Genomic DNA, 23,676 nt, shown 5'->3' on the forward strand with positions numbered 1-23,676 from the left:
CCGTTTTTAATGTTTGCGCCCTCTCCCTGTGGGAGAGGGTCGGGGTGAGGGCATCAGGCCGCACACTACGGGCGATACACCTTCACATTCGCAAAGCCCTGCTCGCGCAGATACAGCGCCTGCAGGCGACTCATCACCCCGCGCTCGCACCACAGCAGATACGTTTTGCTCTGGTCGAGATCGCCGAACTTCGTGCTCAGCTTATAGAACGGCAGAGAAACCACTTCGACGCCTTCAACCTGCAGCGGCTTGTCATCCTGCTCGTCAATAGAGCGGATATCCAGAATCGCATCGTTAGCACCAAAACCGCTCACGGTTTCAACTTCAACAACTTCCTGCTCGGTCTGCTGGGCAATCTCGCGGATGTCGATGTTGGAGGCTTCCTCCACCACTTTGTCCAGAATGGCAAAATCGAAGTTCTCTTCTTCCGCTTCGATCTTAGCCTTCACCGCTTTCACCGTTGGGCTTTTTGAGATCACGCCGCAGTATTCCGGCATGGTGCGGGCAAAATCTTCGGTACCGATTTCGCGCGCCAGATCGATGATGTGCTCTTTATCGTGGGAGATCAGCGGACGAAGGATCAGCGTATCAGACACGTTGTCGATCAGACGCAGGTTGGTCAGCGTCTGGCTGGAGACCTGGCCCAGCGCTTCGCCGGTGACCAGCGCCTGCACGCCGTAGCGTTCCGCCACTTTGGACGCCGCACGCACCATCATGCGCTTCAGCACCACGCCCATCTGGCCGTCGTCCACTTTTTCGAGGATTTCGCCGACCACAGGTTCGAAGTTGATCGCCACGAAACGCACGCGGTGGGAGCTGCCGAAGCGGTTCCACAGGTAATGCGCCACCTGACGTACGCCGATTTCGTGCGCCGCGCCGCCCAGGTTGAAGAAGCAGTAGTGCACACGGCAGCCGCGGCGCATCAGCATATAGCTGGAAACGCCGGAGTCGAAGCCGCCGGAGATCAGGGACAATACGTCTTCCTGGGTGCCAATCGGGAAGCCGCCGATACCTTCATAGCGCCCTTTCACCAGCAGCAGGCGATCGTTTTCGATCTCCAGGTTCACGGTCACGTCCGGGTTGGTCAGACGAACGCGCGCCGTTTCAACGTGCTGGTTCAAACCGCCGCCAACGTAACGTTCCACTTCAATGGAGCTGAACTCGTGCTTGCCGCGACGCTTCACGCGTACGCAGAAGGTTTTGCCTTCAATCTGGTCGCGGTACTGGACCAGCGCTTTCTCGAAGATGTCGTGCATATCGCTGAACGGAACATCTTCCACTTCCAGGATATGGTGGATCCCCGGAATACGGGTCAGCGCGTCGCGAATATCCTGACGTTTGTTTTCGTCTTTGGCGCGCACTTCAACGTGGTCCCAGTGGCGCACCACGGCGAGGGTTTCGTCGTAGTGCTTTAATACGTTACGAATGTTCCCGGTGAGAATTTTAATAAAGCGCAAACGCACAGATTGGCTTTTGATGGTGATTTCAGGGAACAATTTAATGATAAACTTCATGGCGGCAATGTTTCTTAGGCAAGCGTATTAAGGCTTGTAATGGAAAAGAGTACAGCAGCCCACACCCGTGGCTGCATCCAGGCGCGCAAGTATACCACCATCGCGCCGCTCCTGTGCACATTGCGCGTTATTTGATAATTGCCCTGAGTCCGTTACCATGTCGGGGCTGAGAATATAAGAGTCAATTCACTATGCCGAAGAAGAACGACGCACCGGCCAGTTTCGAAACTGCGCTGAGTGAACTGGAGCAAATCGTTACCCGTCTTGAGAGCGGCGATCTCCCGCTGGAAGAGGCGCTCAACGAATTCGAGCGTGGCGTGCAGCTGGCGCGCCAGGGGCAGGTCAAACTGCAGCAGGCCGAGCAGCGCGTGCAGATCCTGCTTTCCGACAGCGAAGACGCGAAAACCTCGCCTTTTACACCGGACGCCGAGTAAATGGATTTTTCCAACGAGCTTCAGGCGCGTGTCGTACGCGCCAACGACGCCCTGCGCCGTTTTATTGCGCCACAGCCTTTTCAGAACACTCCACTGGTTGAAGCCATGCACTATGGCGCACTCTTGGGTGGAAAGCGCCTGCGCCCGTTCCTGGTGTACGCCACGGGCAATATGTTTGGTATCAGCGATAACACGCTGGACGCCCCGGCAGCCGCCGTGGAGTGCATCCATGCCTACTCGCTGATCCACGACGATCTCCCGGCCATGGACGACGACGATTTGCGTCGGGGTCAACCCACCTGCCATATCAAGTTTGGCGAGGCGAATGCCATTCTGGCGGGTGATGCCCTGCAAACGCTGGCGTTCTCGATTCTGAGCGACGCGCCGATGGCGGAAGTGGCCGACCGCGACCGCCTGGCGATGATCTCCGAGCTGGCCATGGCCAGCGGCGTGGCCGGCATGTGCGGCGGACAGGCGCTGGATCTTGAAGCAGAAGGACGTCAGGTTAATCTGGAACAGCTGGAGCGTATTCATCGCCATAAAACAGGGGCGTTGATTCGTTCCGCCGTTCGCCTGGGCGCGCTGAGCGCGGGTGAACAAGGGCGCAAAGCCCTGCCGATTCTGGACAGATACGCAGAAAGTATCGGTCTGGCATTCCAGGTTCAGGATGACATTCTGGATGTGGTGGGCGATACTGCAACATTGGGTAAACGTCAGGGTGCGGACCAGCAGCTTGGCAAAAGTACCTACCCCGCCCTGCTGGGCCTTGAGCAAGCCCAACGTAAAGCCCGGGATCTGATTGTTGATGCCCGCCAGTCGCTAAATGAACTGGCCGCGCAATCGCTGGATACCTCGGTACTGGAAGCGCTAGCGGACTATATAATCCAGCGTAATAAATAAACTATATATCTCGATGAGCCTTTGATGAGTTTTGATATTGCCAAATACCCGACACTGGCGTTAGTTGACTCCACCCAGGAGTTACGTCTGTTGCCGAAAGAGAGCCTGCCGAAGCTGTGCGACGAGCTGCGTCGCTACCTGCTCGACAGCGTAAGCCGCTCCAGCGGCCATTTCGCCTCCGGGCTTGGCACGGTAGAGCTGACCGTGGCGCTGCATTACGTCTATAACACGCCGTTCGACCAGCTCATCTGGGACGTGGGCCACCAGGCTTATCCGCACAAAATTCTGACCGGACGTCGCGATAAAATTGGCACCATTCGTCAGAAAGGCGGCCTGCACCCGTTCCCGTGGCGCGGTGAGAGCGAGTACGACGTGCTGAGCGTCGGCCACTCCTCCACCTCCATTTCTGCGGGCATCGGGATTGCCGTTGCTGCCGAGAAAGAGAACAAGCAGCGCCGCACCGTCTGCGTGATTGGCGACGGCGCCATTACCGCCGGTATGGCCTTCGAAGCCATGAACCACGCGGGCGACATCAAGCCGGACATGCTGGTTATCCTCAACGATAACGAAATGTCGATCTCCGAGAACGTCGGCGCGCTGAATAACCATCTGGCCCAGCTGCTCTCCGGCAAGCTTTACTCCTCGCTGCGTGAAGGCGGCAAGAAGGTCTTCTCCGGCGTACCGCCGATTAAAGAGCTGCTCAAGCGTACCGAAGAACACATCAAAGGCATGGTGGTGCCGGGCACCCTGTTTGAAGAGCTGGGCTTTAACTATATTGGCCCGGTTGACGGTCACGACGTGCTGGGCCTGGTGACCACGCTCAAGAACATGCGCGACCTGAAAGGCCCGCAGTTCCTGCATATCATGACCAAAAAAGGGCGTGGCTACGAACCGGCGGAAAAAGATCCGATCACCTTCCACGCGGTACCGAAATTTGACCCGTCCAGCGGCTGTCTGCCAAAAAGCAGCGGCGGCATGCCGAGCTATTCAAAAATCTTCGGCGACTGGCTGTGCGAAACCGCAGCGAAAGACAACAAGCTGATGGCGGTGACGCCTGCCATGCGTGAAGGCTCCGGCATGGTGGAGTTCTCCCGAAAATACCCTGACCAGTATTTCGACGTCGCCATTGCCGAACAGCATGCGGTGACGTTTGCAGCGGGCCTGGCGATTGGCGGCTACAAGCCGGTTGTCGCTATCTACTCCACCTTTCTGCAGCGCGCCTACGATCAGGTGATCCACGACGTGGCGATTCAGAAGCTGCCGGTACTGTTTGCTATCGATCGTGCGGGCATCGTCGGTGCAGACGGCCAGACGCACCAGGGCGCGTTTGATCTCTCCTTCCTGCGCTGTATTCCGGATATGGTTGTCATGACGCCAAGCGACGAGAACGAATGTCGTCAGATGCTGTTTACCGGCTACCACTATCAGGATGGCCCAAGCGCCGTTCGCTACCCGCGCGGCAATGCAGTGGGCGTTGAGCTGCAGCCGCTGGAAAAACTGCCGATCGGTAAAGGTCTGGTGAAGCGTCGCGGTGAAAAAGTGGCGATCCTGAACTTCGGCACGCTGATGCCAGAGGCGGCGAAAGCGGCTGAAGCGCTGAATGCCACCCTGGTGGACATGCGCTTTGTGAAGCCGCTCGACGACGCTCTGATCCTGAGTATGGCTGAGACGCATGACGTGCTGGTCACGCTGGAAGAAAACGCCATCATGGGCGGCGCGGGCAGCGGCGTGAACGAGGTGCTGATGGCAAATCGTAAAGCCGTGCCGGTGCTGAACCTCGGCCTGCCGGACCATTTCATCCCTCAGGGCACCCAGGATGAAGCCCGCGCGGCTATTGGCCTGGACGCCGTCGGTATCGAAGCCAAAATCCGCGCCTGGCTGGGCTGACCCCTTCCCCCCTTTCCGCTCCTGCTATGCTTAAACCTGGTGTTTAAACAGCAGGAGCGGAACCGTGCAATACACAACATTAGGAAAAACGGACCTTAAGGTTTCCCGACTTTGCCTGGGATGCATGACCTTTGGCGAGCCCGATCGGGGAAACCACGCCTGGACGCTGCCGGAAGAGAGCAGCCGTCCGATCATCAAACGCGCCATCGAGGGCGGCATTAACTTCTTTGACACCGCCAACAGCTACTCCGACGGCAGCAGCGAGGAAATTGTCGGCCGCGCACTGCGCGACTTTGCCCGCCGTGATGACATTGTCGTCGCCACCAAGGTCTATTATCCCGTGGGCGACCTGGCTGAGGGCCTTTCTCGCGCGCAGATCCTGCGCTCCATTGATGACAGCCTCAGACGCCTGAACATGGATTACGTCGACCTGCTGCAGATTCACCGCTGGGATTACAACACGCCAGTCGAGGAGACGCTTGAAGCGCTGAACGACGTGGTCAAAGCCGGGAAAGCACGCTACATCGGCGCGTCGTCTATGCACGCGTCGCAGTTTGCCCAGGCGCTGGATCTTCAGGCGCAGCACGGCTGGGCGCGCTTTGTCACCATGCAGGATCACTACAATCTGATCTATCGTGAAGAAGAGCGCGAGATGCTGCCGCTGTGCCATCAGGAGGGCGTGGCGGTGATCCCGTGGAGCCCGCTGGCGCGCGGCCGCCTGACCCGTCCGTGGGGTGAAACCACGGCTCGCCTGGTATCGGATGAAGTGGGGAAAAATCTCTATAGCGGTACAGAAGCCAGCGATGCGCTGATTGCCGAACGCTTAGCCGGAATTGCAGACGATACCGGTGCAACCCGCGCCCAGGTAGCGCTGGCGTGGCTGCTGGGCAAGCGCGGGGTCGCGTCTCCGATTATCGGTACGTCGCGGGAAGAACAGCTGGATGAGCTGCTGAATGCGGTGGATATCACGCTGACGCCGGAGCAGGTTGCCGAGCTGGAGACGCCGTATCAGCAGCATCCGGTGGTGGGGTTTAAGTAAACACTTGCCGGGTGACGGCTTCGCCTTACCCGGCCTACGATCGCCCCCTGTTTGTAGGCCGGGTAAGCGCAGCGCCACCCGGCAATACAGAGCGCACAAACTCACGCGAAGTGATCGTACCCTTTCCAGTCGAGCGTTACCGGCGCACCTTCACGGACAAACTTCAGCCCTTCGCTCTCCGGCATGATCTGACCGATGCAGGTAAACTTCGCGCCGAGATGCGCTAACGCCACGTCCAGCGTTCCACGGTTGAGCTCAGGCACCGTGAAGCACAGCTCGTAGTCTTCACCACCGGACAGCGCCCAGCGCAGGGCCTGCTCAGGCTCTACATGACGAAGCAGTTGCTCCGACAGCGGAAACAGATCGAGGTCAACGCGCGCGCCGACGCCGCTGGCCTTCAGGATATGCCCGAGGTCCGAGATCAGCCCGTCAGAAAGATCGATAGCCGAGCTTGCCCGTTCGCGCAGCGCCTGGCCGTGCAAAATACGCGGCGTTGGCCGCAGATGCCGTTTCACCAGATACGCCGCATCGTCAGCGTCTTCAACCGTTAAACGGTTCTGAAGGATCGCCAGCCCAGCCGCGCTGTCGCCCGGCGTACCGGTCACGTAGATCCAGTCGCCCGGTTTTGCGCCCGAGCGCTTCAGCGCGCGGCCAAGCGGCACGTAGCCATGGATCGCCAGCGTCATCGACAGCGGACCGGCAGTGGTATCACCGCCAATCAGCTGCATATCGTAATAGCTAAGCTGCTCAAACAGCGCGTCACTAAAGGCTTCCAGCCAGGCTTCATCCACCTCAGGCAGCGTCAGTGCCAGCGTCAGCCACGCGGGATCGGCACCCATCGCCGCCAGATCGCTGACGTTAACCGCCAGGGCTTTATATGCCAGATCGGCAGGATCGATATCCGGTAAGAAATGACGGCCGCACACCAGGGTGTCGGTGCTGATTGCCAGCGTCTGTTTTTCGGGAATATTGAGAAGTGCACAGTCATCGCCAATGCCGGTTTCAACATCAAGACGAGAGGTTCTGACACGGTCGAAATAACGGGCAATCAGGGAGAATTCGCCGCATGCCATACGTTATGCCTCAGCAAATAAAAGAAAAAACCGGAGCCGCACTGCCCGTCAGGCAATGCAGGACTCCGGTTTGCGGATCACTTTTTGTGGGGACGGATCGCAGGTGCTGCTTTATCAAGTACGCCGTTTACAAACTTGTGGCTGTCTTCAGCGCCGAAGGTTTTCGCCAGTTCGATCGCTTCGTTGATGGCCACTTTGTACGGCACATCATCACGTTTAGACAGCTCAAACAGCGCGATACGCAACACTGCTTTTTCTACCTGACCCAGCTCTTCGAGCAGGCGGGACAGGTAAGGCTTCATCAGACCATCGAGATACGCGCTATTAGTCGCCACTCCCGACAGCAGTTCACGGAAGTACAGAACGTCAACGTCTTTCACGTCCTGTTCTGACAGGAACTGGTATTCAACATCAGCGATGTCGTTCTGGGACAACTGCCAGGAGTAAAGTGCCTGGACGGCACATTCACGGGCGCGGCGACGAGCAGCAGGTTTCACGGAATTCCCCTTACAAAAAAATCAGGCCTTGATGGCTTTCAATACATTGATCATTTCAAGCGCGGTCAGTGCAGCTTCTGCACCTTTGTTACCGGCTTTGGTGCCAGCACGTTCGATGGCTTGTTCAATACTTTCGGTGGTCAGCACGCCGAACGCGACAGGAATTTCAGCATCCTGCGCAACGTGTGCCAGACCGTTGCTTGCACCGCCCGCAACGTATTCGAAGTGCGCAGTGCCGCCACGAATAACGGTACCCAGCGCAATCACCGCGTCGTATTTACCAGTTTTCGCCAGCGCGCCCGCCGCCAGCGGCAGTTCGTAAGCGCCTGGAACCCAAACAACGGTAATGTTGTCATCTTTAACCTGGCCGATACGTTTCAGGGCGTCAATCGCACCTTCCAGCAGGCTGTCGTTGATGAAGTTGTTGAAACGCGCAATGGTGATGGCGACGCGAGCGTCCGGGGTAGCTACAGCAGCTTCAATAATGTTCATACTCTTCCTTTACGGGTTCATTTGGCCCCGCAGGGGGGCGGATTTTATCATAATACTTTGCGCACTGCTTCCCTATTTCAGGAGCAATTACGCTGTCGTTAAGTGGAGGCAGACATCCGGGCCTACCGGACGAATCTCGCTAAATTTGAGTTGCGGTGCGTCGGCCAGTTTTTCAAGGCCGGGCAGCACAAACAGGCCGTGCGCGTCGTAACCTAACAGTTTGGGTGCAACGTAAACAATTAGCTCATCCACCAGCCCGGCCTGTAAAAGCGCACCGGCGAGCGTTGGCCCCGCTTCCACCCAGATGCTGTTCACCTGCTGCTTGCCGAGCAGCATCATCAGCACCACCAGATCCAGATGACCGTTATGCTCCGGCACCATAATGCTGCGCACGCCTTCCGGCCATTCGCGCGTATCTTCTTTAGTGCGGGCAATCCAGGTTTCACCCGGCTGCTGGACAATACGGTGCTCCGGCGTCACGCGGTTCTGGCTATCAATAATAATACGCAGCGGCTGACGCAGGTTCTCCTGCGGGTAAAGCGCCTGAGTATCTGCATTCAGCTCGTCCCAGCGCACGGTCATGGCCGGATCGTCAGCCAGAACGGTTTCACTGCTGGTGAGAATAGCATGGCTTTGCGCGCGAAGACGTTGCACATCGCGCCTTGCCTGCGGCGAGGTTATCCACTGGCTTTCGCCGTTTGCCATCGCCGTACGTCCATCCAGCGAGGCGCCCAGCTTAAGCTGAATATACGGGAACCCCGTACGCATGCGCTTCAGAAAGCCTTTGTTGATCGCTTCCGCGTCCTGCATCATCAGCCCATGGCTGACGTCAATGCCTTCCTGCTGCAGGCGATACAGGCCGCGTCCGGCCACCTGCGGATTCGGGTCCTGCATCGAGGCGACCACGCGTGAAACGCCCGCCGCGATCAGCGCTTCGCAGCATGGCGGCGTGCGCCCGTGATGGCTGCAGGGCTCCAGCGTGACGTAGGCTGTGGCACCGCGCGCCTTCTCACCGGCCATGCGCAACGCATGGACCTCGGCATGCGGCTCGCCAGCACGATAGTGAAACCCCTCCCCCACGATCTCGCCATCTTTAACGATAACGCACCCGACGTTCGGGTTGGGATGGGTGGTAAAACGACCGCGCTGCGCCAGCTTCATGGCTCTCGCCATGTAAATCTCATCCTGCATGAGCTTAATCCTGTAAGCGGGCGATCTCTTCGCCAAACTCTTTGATGTCTTCGAAGCTGCGGTAGACCGAGGCGAAGCGGATATAGGCGACCTTATCGAGCTTTTTCAGCTGCTCCATCACCAGGTTGCCGATCATTTTGCTTGGCACTTCACGCTCGCCCAAACCACGAAGGTAAGATTTTATGTGATTTAACGCCATCTCAACGTCGTCCGCGCTGACGGGGCGTTTTTCCAGGGCCTTCAGCATCCCGCTGCGCAGTTTCTCTTCGTTAAACGGCTCGCGCACGTCGTTGCTTTTTACCACGCGCGGCATTACCAGCTCTGCAACCTCAAAGGTCGTGAAACGCTCGTTGCACACCAGACACTGCCGACGACGGCGTACGGAAGACCCTTCGCCCACAAGACGAGAGTCGATGACTTTGGTATCCACAGCGGAGCAGAATGGGCAATGCATACGGTATCCCTGTTATCTGGTTAACTAATTTTCATTTTACCCTGATCTGGCCTGACAACAAAGGAAGAGCTTTTTGAGACAAAGGATCTATGTCTGGGACGGTGATGCTGGCTACCATTAAAGCGATCCGTTATTTCAAGGAAATAAACGCAATGACAAGACGTTACCTTAAAATTTTGCTGGTGGGGAGCCTCTTCACCCTTAGCGCCTGTGCACAGCAAACCGAAGTCCGTCAGATGAAACAGAGCGTGAACACGCTCAATACGGCGATGGACAAACTGAACAAAGAAACGGTGAAGATCACCCAGCAAAACGCGCTGAACGCCAAATCCAGCAGCGGGGTTTATCTCCTGCCGGGAGCGAATACGCCTGCGCGTCTCAATAGCCAGATTGGCACGCTGAAAATGTCTCTGGTGAATGTGGCGGCGAATGCAAATGGTACTCGCGCAACATTACGCATCCAGGGCGAGTCCAACGATCCGTTGCCAGCCTTCAGCGGTACAGTCGAATGGGGACAGATCCAGGGCACCACAGAGAGCTACCAGGAGGTGAATGTTAACAGTCAGCTGTTCACCGCACCGGCCAGCGTGCTGGCTCCGAGCGATGTTGACATTCCGCTGCAGCTTAACGGACTCACTCCGGAGCAGTTAGGTTTTATCCGCATTCACGATATCCAGCCCGCCGCGCAGTAACCCCTCTTTTAGCGGAGTGCAATGTCACTCCGCTAACATTTACATTTCGTATGGATTGGCAACATAAATGATTGCCGCTACAATCCCGGCCGTTTAAAGTACGCAAACGTGAACGCAATCGATTACGCGTGTGAGGGATATGTGAAACAACACATATTTTTGTGAGCAGGGATTCCTATAATAGGCACCGCAGAAACACGAAATATTTAGAAACGCAATTCGCGCATTTTTCACTCCCGGAAGGGAATTTCAATCAGTGGCATGATTATGAAAAAAACATTACTCGCAGCTGGCGCCGTGCTGGCACTTTCTTCCTCTTTCACTGTTAACGCAGCGGAAAACGATAAACCACAATACCTCTCCGACTGGTGGCACCAGAGCGTTAACGTAGTCGGCAGCTACCACACCCGTTTCGGACCTCAGATCCGCAACGATACCTACCTGGAGTACGAAGCGTTCGCCAAGAAAGACTGGTTTGATTTCTATGGCTATATGGATGCACCTGTATTCTTCGGTGGTAACACCGACGCGAAAGGTATCTGGAACCACGGTTCTCCGCTGTTCATGGAAATTGAACCTCGCTTCTCTATTGATAAACTGACCGGTACCAGCCTGGCGTTTGGTCCGTTCAAAGAGTGGTACTTCGCGAACAACTACATCTACGACATGGGCCGTAACAAGTCCGGTCGCCAGAGCACCTGGTACATGGGTCTGGGTACGGACATCGATACCGGCCTGCCAATGAGCCTGTCTCTGAACGTTTATGCTAAGTACCAATGGCAGAACTACGGCGCCGCGAACGAAAACGAGTGGGATGGCTACCGTTTCAAAGTGAAATACTTTGTGCCAATTACCCAGCTGTGGGGCGGCAACCTGAGCTATATCGGCTTCACCAACTTTGACTGGGGTTCAGATCTGGGCGACAACGACTTCCGCGACCTGAACGGTAAGAAAGCGCGTACCAACGACTCCATCGCCTCCAGCCACATCCTGGCGCTGAACTACGATCACTGGCACTACTCTGTTGTTGCGCGTTACTGGCACAACGGTGGTCAGTGGAACGACGACGCGAGCCTGAACTTCGGCAACGGCGACTTCAGCGTTCGTTCTACCGGCTGGGGTGGTTACCTGGTTGTGGGTTATAACTTCTAATCTTGTGGTTGGTGCCGGGTGGCGGCTACGCCTTACCCGGCCTATAAAACCTGTAGGCCCGCGCAAGCGCAGCGCCGCCGGGCAAAAAAGCCAGCACAAGAGCTGGCTTTTTACTGCTTAACCTTTCGCAAAAAATCCGCCAGAGACCTGTCCGCACTCTCGCTAAACCGCCTCTCCGTCTGCACAATATTGAGACAGCGGTCGAGCCGAAAACAGCGATAGTCATCGCGCCGTTCGCACCACGCCGCCAGCAGCCAGCGCTCCCCCCAGAAGAACAAGCCCAGCGGCTGAACCTCGCGCTTTGAGAGCTGCCCTGCTTCATCACGGTAATGCAGCGCCAGCACGCGCTGGGCGGAAATCGCCTGATGAATCATGTCAAAATCGCTGCGGGAGTGGCTTTGCATGCAAAAATCCGGGGCGTAGATCCGCGTCTGCTCCGCCTTTCGACGACTCTCCTCGGGCAGGATAGCCAGAACCTTCTCCTGAGCCGACTCCAGCTCGCGCGACAGCGATTCCCCTCCCCAGGTTTTGAGCAGGCGAATCGCGACGATCAGCGCCTCTGATTCCTTATTTGTCAGCATCAGCGGCGGCAGGTCAAAACCCGACATCAGCCGATATCCGCTCCCCGCCTCACCTTCCACCGGCACGCCGGAAAGCGACAGGTCGCGGATATCGCGGTAGACCGTGCGCTCGGACACGCCAAACCGGTCCGCCAGATGCGCTGCCGTTGTCAGACGCCTGCCCCGCAGGATCTGCACAATCTGAAACAAACGGTCAGCGCGTCGGGTCATATCTTATTCCGCTCTCAGGCAGGTTGATGGAGGCCGACGCGGTTACCCTCGCTGTCGGTAAACAATGCGATAGTGCCAATGCCATGCGGCAGTTCCAGCGGGCCAAACACGCACTCGCCGCCCGCGGAGGCGATGCGATCGAGCGTGGCCGCCAGATTGTCAGTATGCAGGTAAATAATAGCGCCCTGCAAAGACGGTGTAACGCCGTCAAATTTTGCCAGCGCCCCGCCGGTACCCGGATCCTCATGCGGGAAAACGGCCAGCTCCGCGCAGTCCATTTTCTCGCGACGCAGCGCGAGCTGCATCACCGGCTCATAAAATTTGATGGCGCGATCCATATCCGCGACCGGAATTTCAAACCAGTTAATTACGCTTTTCATACATCCTCCTGACTGTTGTTTGGGTTCAGAAGGAGTCTACGGCAGGGCTCCTGACAGCATACTGTCAGGAGTGTTTGTCAGGAGCAGATAAAAAAAATCCCGGTCAACCGACCGGGATTTCGATAACGCGCTAAACGTGGCCTTACGGCAGAATGGACGGCTGATCCGCCCCTTCTTTCTCGACTTTCTGCTGGAGCAGGTGCTCGCGCTTCATGCCGAGTTTCAGTGCCAGTGCGGACGCGACGTAGATAGACGACGCCGTACCGATGGTGACACCGATCAGCATGGTCAGCGAGAAGCCTTCCAGTACCGGACCACCGAAGAGGAACAGCATCAGGATCACCATCAGGGTGGTACCGGATGTGATCAAGGTACGGTGCAGCGTCTGGGTCAACGACACGTTAAAGATTTCGTACGGCGTACCGCGACGGATCTTACGGAAGTTTTCACGGATACGGTCAGATACCACGATACTGTCGTTCAGTGAGTAACCGATAACGGACATCAGGGATGCCACAATCGTCAGGTCAATCTCAATGTGGAACAGCGACAGTATGCCCATGGTGATCACCACGTCGTGCGCCAGAGCGATAACCACACCGGCCGCCAGTCGCCACTCAAAGCGGAAACCTACGTATACCAGGATGGAGATCAGCGCCACCAGCAGCGCCATCGCACCGGTCTGCGCCAGATCGGCACCCACGCTTGGGCCGACGAACTCAATACGCTTGACCGCCGCGTTCTGGCTGGTTGTTTCGTTAATCACGCTAACAACCTTGCTGCCCAGCTCCTGGCTGCCGTTGGCATCGTGCACCGGCGGCATACGCACCATGATGTCGCGACTGCTGCCGAAGTTCTGCAGCAGCGGCTCTTCAAAGCCCGCTTTCTGCAGAGACAGACGCATCTGGTCCATATCGACCGGTTTTTCCAGGGAGATCTCGATGACCGTACCGCCGGTGAAATCGAGACCCCAGTTAAAGCCTTTCACGCCCATAATGACGATGGACAGAATCAGCAGAAAACCTGAAATGCCGAAGGCCCAGTAGTCCCAGCGCATAAAGTCCCAGACTTTACGGCCGTGGTTCAATTGTTCAACAGTATATTCCTGTGCCACAACGCACTCCTCAGATAGACAGCTTTTTGACGCGCTTGCCGCCGTACAGCAGGTTCACGATGGCACGGGTGCCGACAATAGCGGTAAACATTGACGTTGCGACACCGATACCGGTTGTAATCGCAAAGCCTTTGATCGCGCCAGTACCCACTGCATACAGGATAAGAACCTTAATCAGTGTTGTTACGTTCGCATCGAAGATGGAGCTGAACGCGCCTTTATAGCCTTCGTCAATCGCCTGCTGAATAGAGCGACCGTTGCTCAACTCTTCTTTGATACGTTCGTTAATCAGTACGTTGGCGTCGACCGCCACCGCAAGGGTAAGAACGATACCCGCAATCCCCGGCATGGTCAGCGTCGCCCCAGGCAGCAGGGACATAATGCCGATGATCAGCACCAGGTTGGCGATCAGCGCGGAGGTCGCAATCAGACCAAACTTCTTATAGAAGAAGATCATGAAGAGGATAGAGACCGCCAGACCGGCCAGACACGCTTCCAGACCCTGCTGAATGTTTTGCATACCCAGAGTTGGACCAATGGTACGTTCTTCAACAATCTGAATTGGCGCAATCAGCGCACCGGCACGCAGCAGCAGAGAGAGCTGACGCGCTTCGTTCGGGTTGTTAATACCGGTAATACGGAAGCTGTTACCCAGACGAGACTGGATGTTGGCGATGTTAATCACCTCTTCCTCTTTCACCAGCACCGCACGACCGTTTGCATCTTTCTTACCGCTGTCTTTGTACTCCACGAACAGGGTCGCCATCGGTTTACCGATGTTGTCCTTGGTGAAGTTAGACATGATGTTACCACCCGCGCTATCCAGCGAGATGTTAACCTGCGGCTGGTTGTATTCGTCCTGGCTCGACGTGGAGTCGGTGATGTGGTCACCGGTCAGAATCACGCGTTTGTACAGCACAACTGGCTGACCTTCGCGGGTCTGTTTCACTTCGGAGTCACCCGGAATACGCCCTGCGGCAGCAGCGGACTGATCGACGTTGGAGTTCACCAGACGGAATTCCAGGGTTGCAGTCGCACCCAGAATCTCTTTCGCACGCGCGGTATCCTGGATACCCGGCAGTTCAACCACGATACGGTCAGCACCCTGACGCTGTACCAGCGGCTCAGCCACGCCCAGTTGGTTTACACGGTTACGCAGAATGTTGATGTTCTGCTGAACGGCATATTCACGCGCTTCTTTCAGACGCGCATCGGTCATCACCGCGCGCAGCTGGTTGCTGCCCTGAGAGGTGATTACCAGGTCACGGTGACGTTGGGTCAGGTAATCTACAGCCTGATCGCGCGCCGCATTGTCGCGGAACGTGATGCTCATGCCGTAGTTATCTTCTTTACGCACGGTGGTATAGGCGATGCCTTTATCACGCAGATCGCTGCGCAGGCTGTCGATATTCTGTTCCTGCAGCTTACCGAGCGCGGTATCCATATCCACTTCCATCAGGAAGTGAACGCCGCCACGCAGGTCAAGACCGAGTTTCATTGGCTCTGCTTTCATCGCAGCCAGCCAACGCGGGGTTGCAGGGGCAAGGTTAAGCGCCACGACGTATTTGTCACCCAGCACGCCCATCAGCGCTTCGCGAGCGCGGAGCTGCGTGTCGGTGGTGTCGAAGCGAGCAAGAATTGCACCCTCTTCCAGAGCCACAGACTTAGCGGTAATTTTTTCTTCTTGTAACGTTTTCTGGACCTGGATCAGCGTTTGCTCACTGGCGGCGACACCGCGCGCGCCAGTGATTTGAACAGCCGGATCCTCACCATACAGGTTGGGAAGCGCGTACAGCAGGCCGACGAGAATCACGACGACCAGCATGATGTACTTCCACAAAGGATAACGGTTTAACACGGCAGTTCCCTTTGGGAAAAGTTGGGATTACAGCGCCTTCATGGTGCCTTTCGGCAGAACGGCAGCTACGAAGTCACGTTTGATGACCACTTCAGTGGTGTCGTTCAGGGCGATAGCAATGTAGCCATTTTCAGCCACTTTGGTTACGCGACCCACCAGACCACCGTTAGTCAGTACTTCATCGCCTTTCGCAATGGAGTTCATCAGGTTTTTGTGCTCTTTGGTGCGCTTCTGCTGTGGACGCAGGATCATGAAGTAGAAGATCAGACCGAACACAACCAGCATCAGAATCAGAGACATCGGGCTGCCCTGCGCTGGAGCACCTGTTGCCGCTACCGCATCAGAAATAAAAAAGCTCATTCAAATTCCCTCATTATTAAAATTAATCAACGTTCAACGGTGGAACATCCCGCCCCTGACGTTGGTAGAAATCGGTCACGAAGCTCTCTAATTTACCCTCTTCGATAGCCTTACGTAAACCAGCCATTAAGCGCTGATAATAACGAAGATTATGAATGGTATTGAGACGCGCGCCCAAAATCTCGTTGCAACGATCGAGATGATGCAGATACGCGCGAGAATAATTGCGACAGGTATAGCAATCGCACTCGGAATCGAGCGGGCTGGTGTCACTCTTATGCTTCGCGTTACGGATTTTCACCACGCCATCGGTAACGAACAAATGGCCGTTACGCGCGTTGCGGGTTGGCATGACGCAGTCGAACATATCAATGCCGCGGCGTACGCCTTCAACCAGATCTTCTGGTTTACCCACGCCCATCAGGTATCGTGGTTTATCCGCCGGGATTTGCGGGCAGACATGTTCCAGAATGCGGTGCATGTCTTCCTTCGGCTCACCCACAGCCAAACCGCCGACAGCGTAGCCATCAAAACCTATCTCTACCAGACCTTTAACAGAGATATCGCGTAAATCTTCGTAAACGCTGCCCTGGATAATGCCGAACAGCGCATTTTTGTTCTGCAGGGAGTCAAAACGGTCACGGCTACGCTTCGCCCAGCGCAGGGACATCTCCATAGAGCGTTTTGCGTAGTCCCAGTCGGCCGGGTACGGCGTACATTCGTCGAAGATCATCACGATGTCAGAGCCGAGATCGTACTGGATCTCCATCGATTTTTCGGGATCGAGGAAAATCGGATCGCCGTTGATCGGGTTACGGAAGTGAACGCCCTGCTCGGTGATCTTGCGGATATCGCCCAGGCTGAAGACCTGGAAGCCGCCGGAGTCGGTCAGGATTGGGCCTTTCCACTGCATGAAATCGTGCAGGTCGCCGTGGAGCTTCATGATCTCCTGGCCCGGACGCAGCCACAGGTGGAAGGTATTGCCGAGGATAATCTGTGCGCCAGTGGCTTCGACTTCTTCCGGCGTCATCCCTTTGACGGTGCCGTACGTGCCCACAGGCATAAACGCGGGGGTTTCCACCACGCCGCGATCAAACACCAGGCGACCGCGACGCGCGCGGCCATCGGTGGTATCAAGTTCAAATTTCATTTTTTCTCCGACGTCAGAAAAACAGTCCAACGTTGTAAAACGGTGCCGCGGACTTATTCCCCGACACGCTCATTCAAAGCCAGCGGATTGTACGTGATAAACATCGCGTCCCCGTAGCTAAAAAAGCGATATTTTTGTTCTACCGCAGACTTGTAGGCCGCCATCGTATGCTGATAACCGGCAAATGCCGACACCAGCATAATCAGCGTTGATTCAGGCAGATGGAAGTTGGTCACCAGCGCGTCAATCACTTTGTACTGATAGCCCGGGTAGATAAAGATCTGCGTATCGCCAAAGAACGGCTCGATAAGACCGTTTTTAGCTGCCTGCGCGGCGCTTTCCAGCGAACGCACAGAGGTCGTACCTACGGCAACCACACGGCTGCCGCGCGCTTTCGCCGCCAGCACCGCGTCCACCACATCCTGAGGCACTTCGGCATACTCAGAGTGCATGATGTGATCTTCAATGCTGTCCACGCGCACCGGCTGGAAGGTCCCCGCGCCGACGTGCAGCGTCACAAACGCCATCTCCACGCCCTTCGCGCGCAGTTTCTCCAGCAGCGGCTCATCAAAATGCAGGCCCGCGGTCGGCGCAGCGACGGCGCCAGGCTTCTGGCTGTAGACGGTCTGGTACAGCTCGCGGTCGGCCTCCTCGTCCGGACGCTCAATATACGGCGGCAGCGGCATGTGGCCGATGGCGTTCAGGATATCGAGCACGGTGCGCTCGTCGTCGAACGCCACCTCAAACAGCGCATCGTGGCGCGCGGTCATGGTCGCTTTGATGCTCTCATCATCGCCCAGCAGCAGTTCAGCGCCCGGCTTCGGCGCCTTAGAAGCGCGAATATGTGCCAGAATACGTTTATCATCGAGCATACGTTCGACCAGCACTTCAATCTTACCGCCGCTGGCTTTACGGCCAAACAGGCGCGCCGGGATCACGCGGGTATTGTTAAAGACCAGCAGATCGCCAGGGTTGAGCTTGTCGAGCAAATCGGTGAAAGTACCGTGCGTCAGCTCGCCCGTTGGCCCATCCAGTGACAGTAAGCGACAGCTGCTGCGCTCAGGCATGGGATAGTGAGCAATCAGGGATTCAGGTAGTTCAAAGGAGAAATCGGCGACGCGCATGACGTATACTCGTGACTTAAAAACAGGCGGCATAGTCTAGTGCTCACACCCTTTTGCTGCAACAACTAGCCGCCCCCGGACAAATAAAACGCATGAATTTTCTCGCTCACCTGCATCTCGCTCACCTCGCTGACAGCTCCCTGTCCGGCAATTTGCTGGCCGATTTCGTACGCGGCAACCCGGCTGAGGACTATTCCCCAGAGGTTGTCGACGGCATTTTCATGCACCGCCGCATCGACGTGCTGACGGATAAGCTGCCGGAAGTGACGGAAGCCAAAGCGTGGTTTCGCCCTGAAACGCGCCGCGTTGCGCCGATCACGCTCGACGTGATGTGGGACCACTTTCTGTCGCGCCACTGGGAACAGCTGTCGCCGGAGATGCCCTTGCCGGATTTTGTGCGCTATGCCCACCAGCAGGTGTCAATCATCCTGCCCGACTCGCCGCCGCGCTTTGTGAATCTGAATAACTATCTGTGGTCGGAACGCTGGCTGGAGCGCTATCGCGAGATGGATTTCATCCAGAACGTGCTGAACGGGATGGCGAGCCGCCGACCGCGACTGGATGCGCTGCGGGATTCCTGGTATGACCTGGATGAACATTATGACGCGCTGGAAGCGCGTTTCTGGCAGTTTTACCCGCGCATGATGGTGCAGGCGAAAAACAAACAGCTCTAAATACACTTCATCCTTCAAGCTGCCTCTGCGTTGGCTACGTCTGCTCACCCCAGTCACTTACTTCAGTAAGCTCCCGGGGATTCCCACACTTGCCGCCTTGATGCAACTTGAATGATTTTGTGTATAAAAATGACATTGATAGGTAAAAGCTGGCGGAACGATTGTCACCACCTCTTTGTCTTATCCATGAACACTCTCTATACTGGCTCGCGTTGCGTTCCAAATAACCTTAGTATCTACAGGAGAATCATATGGTTCTGGTAACTCGTCCGGCTCCGGATTTTACAGCTGCAGCAGTTCTGGGCAACGGTGAAATCGTTGAAAACTTCAACTTCAAACAGCACACCAACGGTAAAGCGACCGTTCTGTTCTTCTGGCCAATGGACTTCACTTTCGTTTGCCCGTCTGAGCTGATCGCCTTCGACAAACGTTATGAAGAATTCCAGAAGCGTGGCGTGGAAGTTGTTGGCGTCTCCTTCGACTCTGAATTTGTACACAACGCATGGCGTAACACCCCTGTCGACAAAGGCGGCATCGGTGCGGTGAAATACGCAATGGTTGCGGACATCAAACGCGAAATCCAGCAGGCTTACGGTATCGAACATCCGGACGCTGGCGTTGCGCTGCGTGGTTCCTTCCTGATCGACGCAAACGGCATCGTTCGTCACCAGGTTGTGAACGATCTGCCGCTGGGTCGTAACATCGACGAAATGCTGCGCATGGTTGACGCGCTGCAGTTCCACGAAGAGCACGGCGAAGTGTGCCCGGCTCAGTGGGAAAAAGGTAAAGAAGGCATGAACGCGTCTCCAGACGGCGTGGCTAAATACCTGTCTGAGAACGTATCCAGCCTGTAATCGGCACGGTTTACGAAAAAGGCCCGCACAAGCGGGCCTTTTTTTATGTCTTACGCTGCGTCTCTCGCCAGATGCGCCAGGCCATGCCCGCCAGCAGAATCACCCCAGCAATCAGCACGCCCCATACCAGCAGCGTGTTCATCCTGCTCCCCCGCTCGGCCGCAGAGGTAGCGGTCAGACGCTCCTGGCCGCCTAACGCGACATCAGCCTGAATGTCGGCCTGCGGCAGGTTCGCCATATCATAGGTCTTGCGCAGGTCGGCCGGGATCAGCATGCCGGGCTCCACGCTGGCAGGCTTCGCGGCGCCGTTGCCCCAGGCGAGCACGTACGGCGCTTTCCCCTGAGCGTTGAACACCAGGTCATAGCGGTCGCGATGTCCCGTGACGCTCGGCAGATATTCTGGCAGACGCGCATTCAGCGTCGTGATTTTCACGGCCTGCACCAGCCCCCCGTGAAGCGAAACCGGTGGCGACGCTTTTCCCTCAAGACGGTAAAGGACCTCTTTCTTCAGAGGATGCCATGCGTCTTTTTCCGTACTCCGCCACGCGATCTCCACGGGAAGGACGCCATCGCCATTCAGTGAGATGCTGACAGCACTCAGCGGCTGCGGGCGCGCCCAGTGCCACTGTGCTTCGCTTGTCGATAGCTGCTCCCCTTGCCCCTCAAGGTCGATAGCTTCCGCGGCCGCCTGGGCAGGTGCGCTGATTGCGTTTACGCCGGTCAAGGTTATCCCCTGGCTCTGCGCGTTCACCACCACCATGAGATAGCGATTCGCATCGGGAGATAAAACCGTATCGGTATCTATCCGATCGAGCTTAAGACGGTCCTGGCCGCTGACGACGTCCAGCAATGGCATATCCTCGCGCAGGGTATACCAGCGTTTAAGATCCTCGCTGTAATAGACCGACGCCGTTCCCTGCCACGGCGTCTGAGGGGTATTCCAGAGCAGCTGCAGCTGGGATATGGCCATCTCCCCCGTCGCCTGCTCCGGCAGGGTCAGCAGATAATGTTGCCCGGCTGCGGCGGCTTTTTGCCCCTCCAGCACAATCTCAACGCCGTTTCCGGAACGGAGCAGGATCTTATCGCTGTCACCGGATCCTCGCGAAGCCGCAAGCGGCGAGGCGTCCAGCGGAAAGAGGCGCAGCGCCGTGGATTGCGCTGGCGTCTGCGGACGCGTCGCGCTGACCAGGCTAAAGGGAACCGGCTCGCCCGACTGATTAAAGACGCGGACATCATGCAGATCCGGCGACGTGCTTTGCTCATAGACGGCGAGCGGCAGCATCACCCGATACCACTGGGAAGGAACAGACGTATCGAGCGAAAGACCAAAAGCATAGTCCCGGGGCGATTCCGTTTGTCCCTCGTCGCAAAACGCCGGGCCGGAAAGCGCCAGCAGCGCGGTACAGGCTACCGCTTTCATCCATTTCATTTTTCTTCTCCTGTTTTGGGCGGCAGCGGGGAGAAATACCCCACGATCAGTACCAGTATCGCCACGCCGATAAACGCCACCGCGCGCGACAAACCGCCTCCGCCCGCGCTGTCCACCAGCATCAGTTTAACCATCACCACGCCCAGCAGCGCGGCACCGCAGAGCCACTCCTGCCGGGAAGCCCGACGGGTGGCATGGATCATGACCACCAGCGCGCTCAGCATCCAGAACAGGGCAAAGCTGGTCTGGATAAGCCGCGAATCCCACAGCGATGCCATATTCCAGGCCACGTCGCCGTACCAGGCCAGGGTGCGCATCAGCGCGCCGTTCAGCCACCAGAAGCCAAATGCCATGATCGCTACGGCAGGCCACGGTCGGGCCTGCGAGAGCCACGCAGGGTAGTAGCGATCCACAGCCCGATAAAAGACGACCAGCCCCAGCAGCGCAAACGCCGCGCCTTCCTCAAGCGGGTTTACCAGCGGCAGCCAGGCCTGACGATAGACAACGCCGTCCTGGAAATTGGTCACAACCAGCAATACCAGCAGCGCCACAACCGCGGGGATCGGCGCCAGGCAGGCGTAGAGCGCAGGCCACTCCCGGAACGGCCACCCGCGACGCCGTACTGCCGCAGAGAGCCCCATAATCACCCCGCCGCCTGCTGCCATCGCTACTCCGCTGCCCCAGGCCGCCATGCCCCACGGCAACGACCAGGCAAACCAGTAAAGCTCAGCGGCCAGCGCCAGCAAAATCATCCAGAACAGCGACAAATGCAGCCCCATCGCGATGCGCGGCAGGAGTCTTTCACCGTCGCGCCGCAACAGCATCAGCGCGGCAGGAAGCGCAACGCACCAGGCGAGGTTTGACCAGCCGGCGGCAACGATCTGCTGGTGCCAGAGCTGATAACCCACCATCAGCAGCATAACCGGCCACAGCAGCCATTTACTGGCATCCAGCTCCCGCCACGCCAGACGAGCAGCCACCTGCCGCCAGCCCCAGACCGACGCCGCCGTCAGCGCCAGCACGCCCGCCAGAATGGGTAATTCCTTCGTCAGCACCAGCCGCGATGCGCCCAACAGCGCCACGAGCCAGAACAGTAGACCACCGGCCAGCAGCGCCCGGCTGACCGGCAGGAAGAGAGTCCGCCACAGCCGGGCCGCAGCCAGCCAGCAAAGGCTGAGGATGGTGAAGATCAGCAGCAGGCTCAGCGACGTAACGCCGTTCGTCTGCGCCCACAGCGCGCTGCCGAGCGCCAGCACCAGCAGCGCCGTCCCGCTATAGCTCATGCGACGCTGGTGCTGCTGCACGCCCAGCCAGAGGATACCCAGCCCTTCCAGCGCCCAGGCCATCGCCGTCCAGCGCGCCGACAGCGCCAGCGGAATGGCGAGGGTCGCGAACCCGCCGCCGATGGCCAGCGCCGCCATGACCAGCGGTCGTCCGATGGAGGGATAGCGCCGCAGCGCAAGGAACGCGAGGGTAAGATAAAATGCGCCGTATCCCAGCGCGCTCAGGGCCGGGCCATATTCCCAGTGCCGGGTCATGCCGTACTGCATCCCGAAACCGATCAGCGGCGGGGCAAACAGCAGCACGCCGTCGATAATCTGCTTCCCTTTCTCCTGCGCCCGCAGCGACAGCGCCACGCTCAGGACGCCGAATATCAGCGTATTGGCAATCAGGAACAGCTGGCAGACCCAATAGTCTTCAGGCTGGTAGTCATTCAGCCCCCACAGGCCGCCCACGCCGAACGTAAACAGCAGCCCGAGCAGGTTCAGCTCGCGCCAGTGCTGCCAGATGCTGATAGCGAGAATGCCGATGGAAAGCAGGAGATAGAAAGAGAACAGCGCCACAAAGCTACCGCCCCCGGTAGACAAGAGCAGCGGCGCAAGATACCCACCGAGGCTCGCCAGCATGGCAAGGCTCAGCGCCTTCTGCAGGACCGCCAGCCCGACGCTTGCCGCGCATATCACCACCAGAAGCGCAAAAGCCAGCGTCATCGGCAGCATTTGCCAGAGTCGGAATGCGCCAAACACCGTCAGGTAGAGCACGCCGGTCGCCCCGCCCTGGAGGATTAGCGCATAGACACGCTGCCTGTGCCGCAGCCGCCACCCGACCGCCAGCAGAACGATGGCAAACAGCGCCGTTGCCACGAGGCGCAGCTCAAGCGGGAACAGGGAATGTTCCACGGTATAGCGCAGCAGGAATGAAAGACCGAGGAAGAGCAGCAGGATCCCAAGCTTCGCCAGCGGGTTACCCTGCATAAACCAGCGCGCCAGCGACGTCAGGATGCCGCCAAAGGCAGAAGGCTGTTTTGCCGCTGGCGTCGGGGCCGGAGCGGGTTCTGCCAGGGTAGCGGGAGTATCGGGGCGCCAGGGGTCGACAGGCGCGGGAGCGTCTTCAACCACCGGCGCGGTCACGACCGCCGGAGCGGCAGACTGCACCGGCTCTGGCGCTATCTCATTCGCACCGCGCTGCTCAAGCGCCTCAATGCGCTGGCGTAGCCGGGCGATCTCCTGTCGCGCCGCCGTACTTCGATTAAAGCCTATAACCGCAAGCACGGGTGCCACCACCAGCGCAAAAACCAGGAACAAACAGCCAAGGATGTAAAGCTCGTCCATGTTTC

The 23,676-nt window shown here is 57.5% G+C and carries 23 protein-coding genes; 8 read left to right on the forward strand and 15 right to left on the reverse strand.

The annotated features are described in order from the left end of the window. Window positions 1-65 precede the first annotated feature (65 nt). Window positions 66-1,514, reverse strand: a complete 1,449-nt coding sequence (gene thiI / locus P346_RS05440) for a tRNA uracil 4-sulfurtransferase ThiI (protein ID WP_032661537.1) — start codon at window positions 1,512-1,514, stop codon at window positions 66-68. Between the two features lie 191 nt (window positions 1,515-1,705). Between thiI and xseB the strand changes: the two genes are divergently transcribed. The 4 genes from xseB to P346_RS05420 all read left to right on the forward strand — a co-directional run bounded on the left by xseB (window position 1,706) and on the right by P346_RS05420 (window position 5,774). Continuing rightward, entirely contained in the window at window positions 1,706-1,948 is a 243-nt protein-coding gene (gene xseB, locus P346_RS05435) for an exodeoxyribonuclease VII small subunit (protein WP_032661539.1), read from the forward strand. Continuing rightward, a complete protein-coding gene (gene ispA / locus P346_RS05430; protein WP_032661542.1) occupies window positions 1,949-2,848 on the forward strand; it encodes a (2E,6E)-farnesyl diphosphate synthase in 900 nt (299 codons plus the stop codon). A gap of 24 nt (window positions 2,849-2,872) precedes the next feature. After that, a complete protein-coding gene (gene dxs, locus P346_RS05425; RefSeq protein ID WP_032661544.1) occupies window positions 2,873-4,735 on the forward strand; it encodes a 1-deoxy-D-xylulose-5-phosphate synthase in 1,863 nt (620 codons plus the stop codon). Window positions 4,736-4,799: 64 nt separating this feature from the next. After that, window positions 4,800-5,774, forward strand: a complete 975-nt coding sequence (locus P346_RS05420; RefSeq protein WP_032661547.1) for an aldo/keto reductase — start codon at window positions 4,800-4,802, stop codon at window positions 5,772-5,774. Window positions 5,775-5,875: 101 nt separating this feature from the next. Here P346_RS05420 and thiL read toward each other — a convergent pair whose 3' ends face one another. The 5 genes from thiL to nrdR form a co-directional block, all read right to left on the reverse strand. Beyond that, window positions 5,876-6,847, reverse strand: coding sequence for a thiamine-phosphate kinase (thiL, locus tag P346_RS05415; protein ID WP_032661549.1), 972 nt, complete (start codon window positions 6,845-6,847; stop codon window positions 5,876-5,878). A 77-nt stretch (window positions 6,848-6,924) separates the two neighbouring features. Further along, window positions 6,925-7,344, reverse strand: coding sequence for a transcription antitermination factor NusB (gene nusB, locus P346_RS05410; RefSeq protein WP_006809908.1), 420 nt, complete (start codon window positions 7,342-7,344; stop codon window positions 6,925-6,927). Between the two features lie 21 nt (window positions 7,345-7,365). Further along, window positions 7,366-7,836: a 6,7-dimethyl-8-ribityllumazine synthase gene (ribH, locus tag P346_RS05405; protein WP_006176874.1), complete on the reverse strand. Its 471-nt coding sequence runs from the start codon at window positions 7,834-7,836 to the stop codon at window positions 7,366-7,368. Between the two features lie 87 nt (window positions 7,837-7,923). Then, window positions 7,924-9,027 (reverse strand): bifunctional diaminohydroxyphosphoribosylaminopyrimidine deaminase/5-amino-6-(5-phosphoribosylamino)uracil reductase RibD, encoded by a 1,104-nt coding sequence (ribD, locus tag P346_RS05400; protein ID WP_032661551.1) that lies wholly within the window; start codon window positions 9,025-9,027, stop codon window positions 7,924-7,926. Between the two features lie 4 nt (window positions 9,028-9,031). After that, window positions 9,032-9,481 (reverse strand): transcriptional regulator NrdR, encoded by a 450-nt coding sequence (gene nrdR / locus P346_RS05395; protein ID WP_008503337.1) that lies wholly within the window; start codon window positions 9,479-9,481, stop codon window positions 9,032-9,034. A 152-nt stretch (window positions 9,482-9,633) separates the two neighbouring features. Here nrdR and P346_RS05390 point away from each other — a divergent pair, with 152 nt between their 5' ends. Both P346_RS05390 and P346_RS05385 read left to right on the forward strand, forming a co-directional pair. After that, the gene (locus P346_RS05390; RefSeq protein ID WP_032661748.1) at window positions 9,634-10,173 is read left to right on the forward strand and encodes a DUF3251 domain-containing protein; all 540 of its coding nucleotides are present in this window, start codon (window positions 9,634-9,636) and stop codon (window positions 10,171-10,173) included. 267 nt (window positions 10,174-10,440) lie between these two features. After that, a complete protein-coding gene (locus P346_RS05385; RefSeq protein ID WP_025756198.1) occupies window positions 10,441-11,325 on the forward strand; it encodes a nucleoside-specific channel-forming protein Tsx in 885 nt (294 codons plus the stop codon). 110 nt (window positions 11,326-11,435) lie between these two features. Here P346_RS05385 and P346_RS05380 read toward each other — a convergent pair whose 3' ends face one another. From P346_RS05380 to queA, 7 genes are all read right to left on the reverse strand, one after another. Then, complete coding sequence (locus P346_RS05380) at window positions 11,436-12,116, reverse strand: helix-turn-helix transcriptional regulator (protein WP_032661553.1); 681 nt, start codon at window positions 12,114-12,116, stop codon at window positions 11,436-11,438. A 14-nt stretch (window positions 12,117-12,130) separates the two neighbouring features. Further along, entirely contained in the window at window positions 12,131-12,496 is a 366-nt protein-coding gene (locus tag P346_RS05375) for a VOC family protein (RefSeq protein ID WP_023310553.1), read from the reverse strand. Window positions 12,497-12,638: 142 nt separating this feature from the next. Further along, a complete protein-coding gene (gene secF / locus P346_RS05370; RefSeq protein WP_024906803.1) occupies window positions 12,639-13,610 on the reverse strand; it encodes a protein translocase subunit SecF in 972 nt (323 codons plus the stop codon). A gap of 10 nt (window positions 13,611-13,620) precedes the next feature. After that, entirely contained in the window at window positions 13,621-15,468 is a 1,848-nt protein-coding gene (secD, locus tag P346_RS05365; protein ID WP_071995986.1) for a protein translocase subunit SecD, read from the reverse strand. Window positions 15,469-15,495: 27 nt separating this feature from the next. Then, window positions 15,496-15,828: a preprotein translocase subunit YajC gene (gene yajC, locus P346_RS05360; protein ID WP_003859109.1), complete on the reverse strand. Its 333-nt coding sequence runs from the start codon at window positions 15,826-15,828 to the stop codon at window positions 15,496-15,498. A 22-nt stretch (window positions 15,829-15,850) separates the two neighbouring features. Further along, window positions 15,851-16,978: a tRNA guanosine(34) transglycosylase Tgt gene (gene tgt, locus P346_RS05355; protein ID WP_003859110.1), complete on the reverse strand. Its 1,128-nt coding sequence runs from the start codon at window positions 16,976-16,978 to the stop codon at window positions 15,851-15,853. 53 nt (window positions 16,979-17,031) lie between these two features. After that, the gene (queA, locus tag P346_RS05350) at window positions 17,032-18,102 is read right to left on the reverse strand and encodes a tRNA preQ1(34) S-adenosylmethionine ribosyltransferase-isomerase QueA (RefSeq protein WP_032661558.1); all 1,071 of its coding nucleotides are present in this window, start codon (window positions 18,100-18,102) and stop codon (window positions 17,032-17,034) included. 92 nt (window positions 18,103-18,194) lie between these two features. On the opposite strand from queA, the gene acpH reads away from it, so the two are divergent. After that, entirely contained in the window at window positions 18,195-18,776 is a 582-nt protein-coding gene (acpH, locus tag P346_RS05345; protein WP_032661561.1) for an ACP phosphodiesterase, read from the forward strand. 251 nt (window positions 18,777-19,027) lie between these two features. Next, window positions 19,028-19,630, forward strand: coding sequence for a peroxiredoxin (locus tag P346_RS05340; RefSeq protein WP_014168840.1), 603 nt, complete (start codon window positions 19,028-19,030; stop codon window positions 19,628-19,630). A gap of 43 nt (window positions 19,631-19,673) precedes the next feature. Here the strand turns inward: P346_RS05340 and P346_RS05335 are convergent, their stop codons facing one another. After that, complete coding sequence (locus P346_RS05335; RefSeq protein ID WP_032661562.1) at window positions 19,674-21,059, reverse strand: DUF3999 domain-containing protein; 1,386 nt, start codon at window positions 21,057-21,059, stop codon at window positions 19,674-19,676. After that, window positions 21,056-23,671, reverse strand: a complete 2,616-nt coding sequence (locus tag P346_RS05330) for a DUF2339 domain-containing protein (protein ID WP_032661565.1) — start codon at window positions 23,669-23,671, stop codon at window positions 21,056-21,058. The genes P346_RS05335 and P346_RS05330 overlap by 4 nt, the downstream gene beginning before the upstream one ends. Between the last annotated feature and the right edge of the window lie 5 nt (window positions 23,672-23,676).

It is taken from the genome of Enterobacter sp. DC1 (assembly GCF_000568075.1).
In the GTDB taxonomy this organism is placed as follows: domain Bacteria; phylum Pseudomonadota; class Gammaproteobacteria; order Enterobacterales; family Enterobacteriaceae; genus Enterobacter; species Enterobacter asburiae.

What these genes read in the sequence shown, in the direction of transcription:
- nrdR (WP_008503337.1), bottom strand. Translation starts at nt 9,481, where the DNA reads ATGCATTGCCCATTCTGCTCCGCTGTGGATACCAAAGTCATCGACTCT.
- ribD (WP_032661551.1), bottom strand. Translation starts at nt 9,027, where the DNA reads ATGCAGGATGAGATTTACATGGCGAGAGCCATGAAGCTGGCGCAGCGC.
- thiL (WP_032661549.1), bottom strand. Translation starts at nt 6,847, where the DNA reads ATGGCATGCGGCGAATTCTCCCTGATTGCCCGTTATTTCGACCGTGTC.
- tgt (WP_003859110.1), bottom strand. Translation starts at nt 16,978, where the DNA reads ATGAAATTTGAACTTGATACCACCGATGGCCGCGCGCGTCGCGGTCGC.
- ispA (WP_032661542.1), top strand. Translation starts at nt 1,949, where the DNA reads ATGGATTTTTCCAACGAGCTTCAGGCGCGTGTCGTACGCGCCAACGAC.
- yajC (WP_003859109.1), bottom strand. Translation starts at nt 15,828, where the DNA reads ATGAGCTTTTTTATTTCTGATGCGGTAGCGGCAACAGGTGCTCCAGCG.
- ribH (WP_006176874.1), bottom strand. Translation starts at nt 7,836, where the DNA reads ATGAACATTATTGAAGCTGCTGTAGCTACCCCGGACGCTCGCGTCGCC.
- P346_RS05330 (WP_032661565.1), bottom strand. Translation starts at nt 23,671, where the DNA reads ATGGACGAGCTTTACATCCTTGGCTGTTTGTTCCTGGTTTTTGCGCTG.
- P346_RS05390 (WP_032661748.1), top strand. Translation starts at nt 9,634, where the DNA reads ATGACAAGACGTTACCTTAAAATTTTGCTGGTGGGGAGCCTCTTCACC.
- P346_RS05385 (WP_025756198.1), top strand. Translation starts at nt 10,441, where the DNA reads ATGAAAAAAACATTACTCGCAGCTGGCGCCGTGCTGGCACTTTCTTCC.
- acpH (WP_032661561.1), top strand. Translation starts at nt 18,195, where the DNA reads ATGAATTTTCTCGCTCACCTGCATCTCGCTCACCTCGCTGACAGCTCC.
- P346_RS05380 (WP_032661553.1), bottom strand. Translation starts at nt 12,116, where the DNA reads ATGACCCGACGCGCTGACCGTTTGTTTCAGATTGTGCAGATCCTGCGG.
- P346_RS05340 (WP_014168840.1), top strand. Translation starts at nt 19,028, where the DNA reads ATGGTTCTGGTAACTCGTCCGGCTCCGGATTTTACAGCTGCAGCAGTT.
- P346_RS05335 (WP_032661562.1), bottom strand. Translation starts at nt 21,059, where the DNA reads ATGAAATGGATGAAAGCGGTAGCCTGTACCGCGCTGCTGGCGCTTTCC.
- P346_RS05375 (WP_023310553.1), bottom strand. Translation starts at nt 12,496, where the DNA reads ATGAAAAGCGTAATTAACTGGTTTGAAATTCCGGTCGCGGATATGGAT.
- queA (WP_032661558.1), bottom strand. Translation starts at nt 18,102, where the DNA reads ATGCGCGTCGCCGATTTCTCCTTTGAACTACCTGAATCCCTGATTGCT.
- xseB (WP_032661539.1), top strand. Translation starts at nt 1,706, where the DNA reads ATGCCGAAGAAGAACGACGCACCGGCCAGTTTCGAAACTGCGCTGAGT.
- dxs (WP_032661544.1), top strand. Translation starts at nt 2,873, where the DNA reads ATGAGTTTTGATATTGCCAAATACCCGACACTGGCGTTAGTTGACTCC.
- thiI (WP_032661537.1), bottom strand. Translation starts at nt 1,514, where the DNA reads ATGAAGTTTATCATTAAATTGTTCCCTGAAATCACCATCAAAAGCCAA.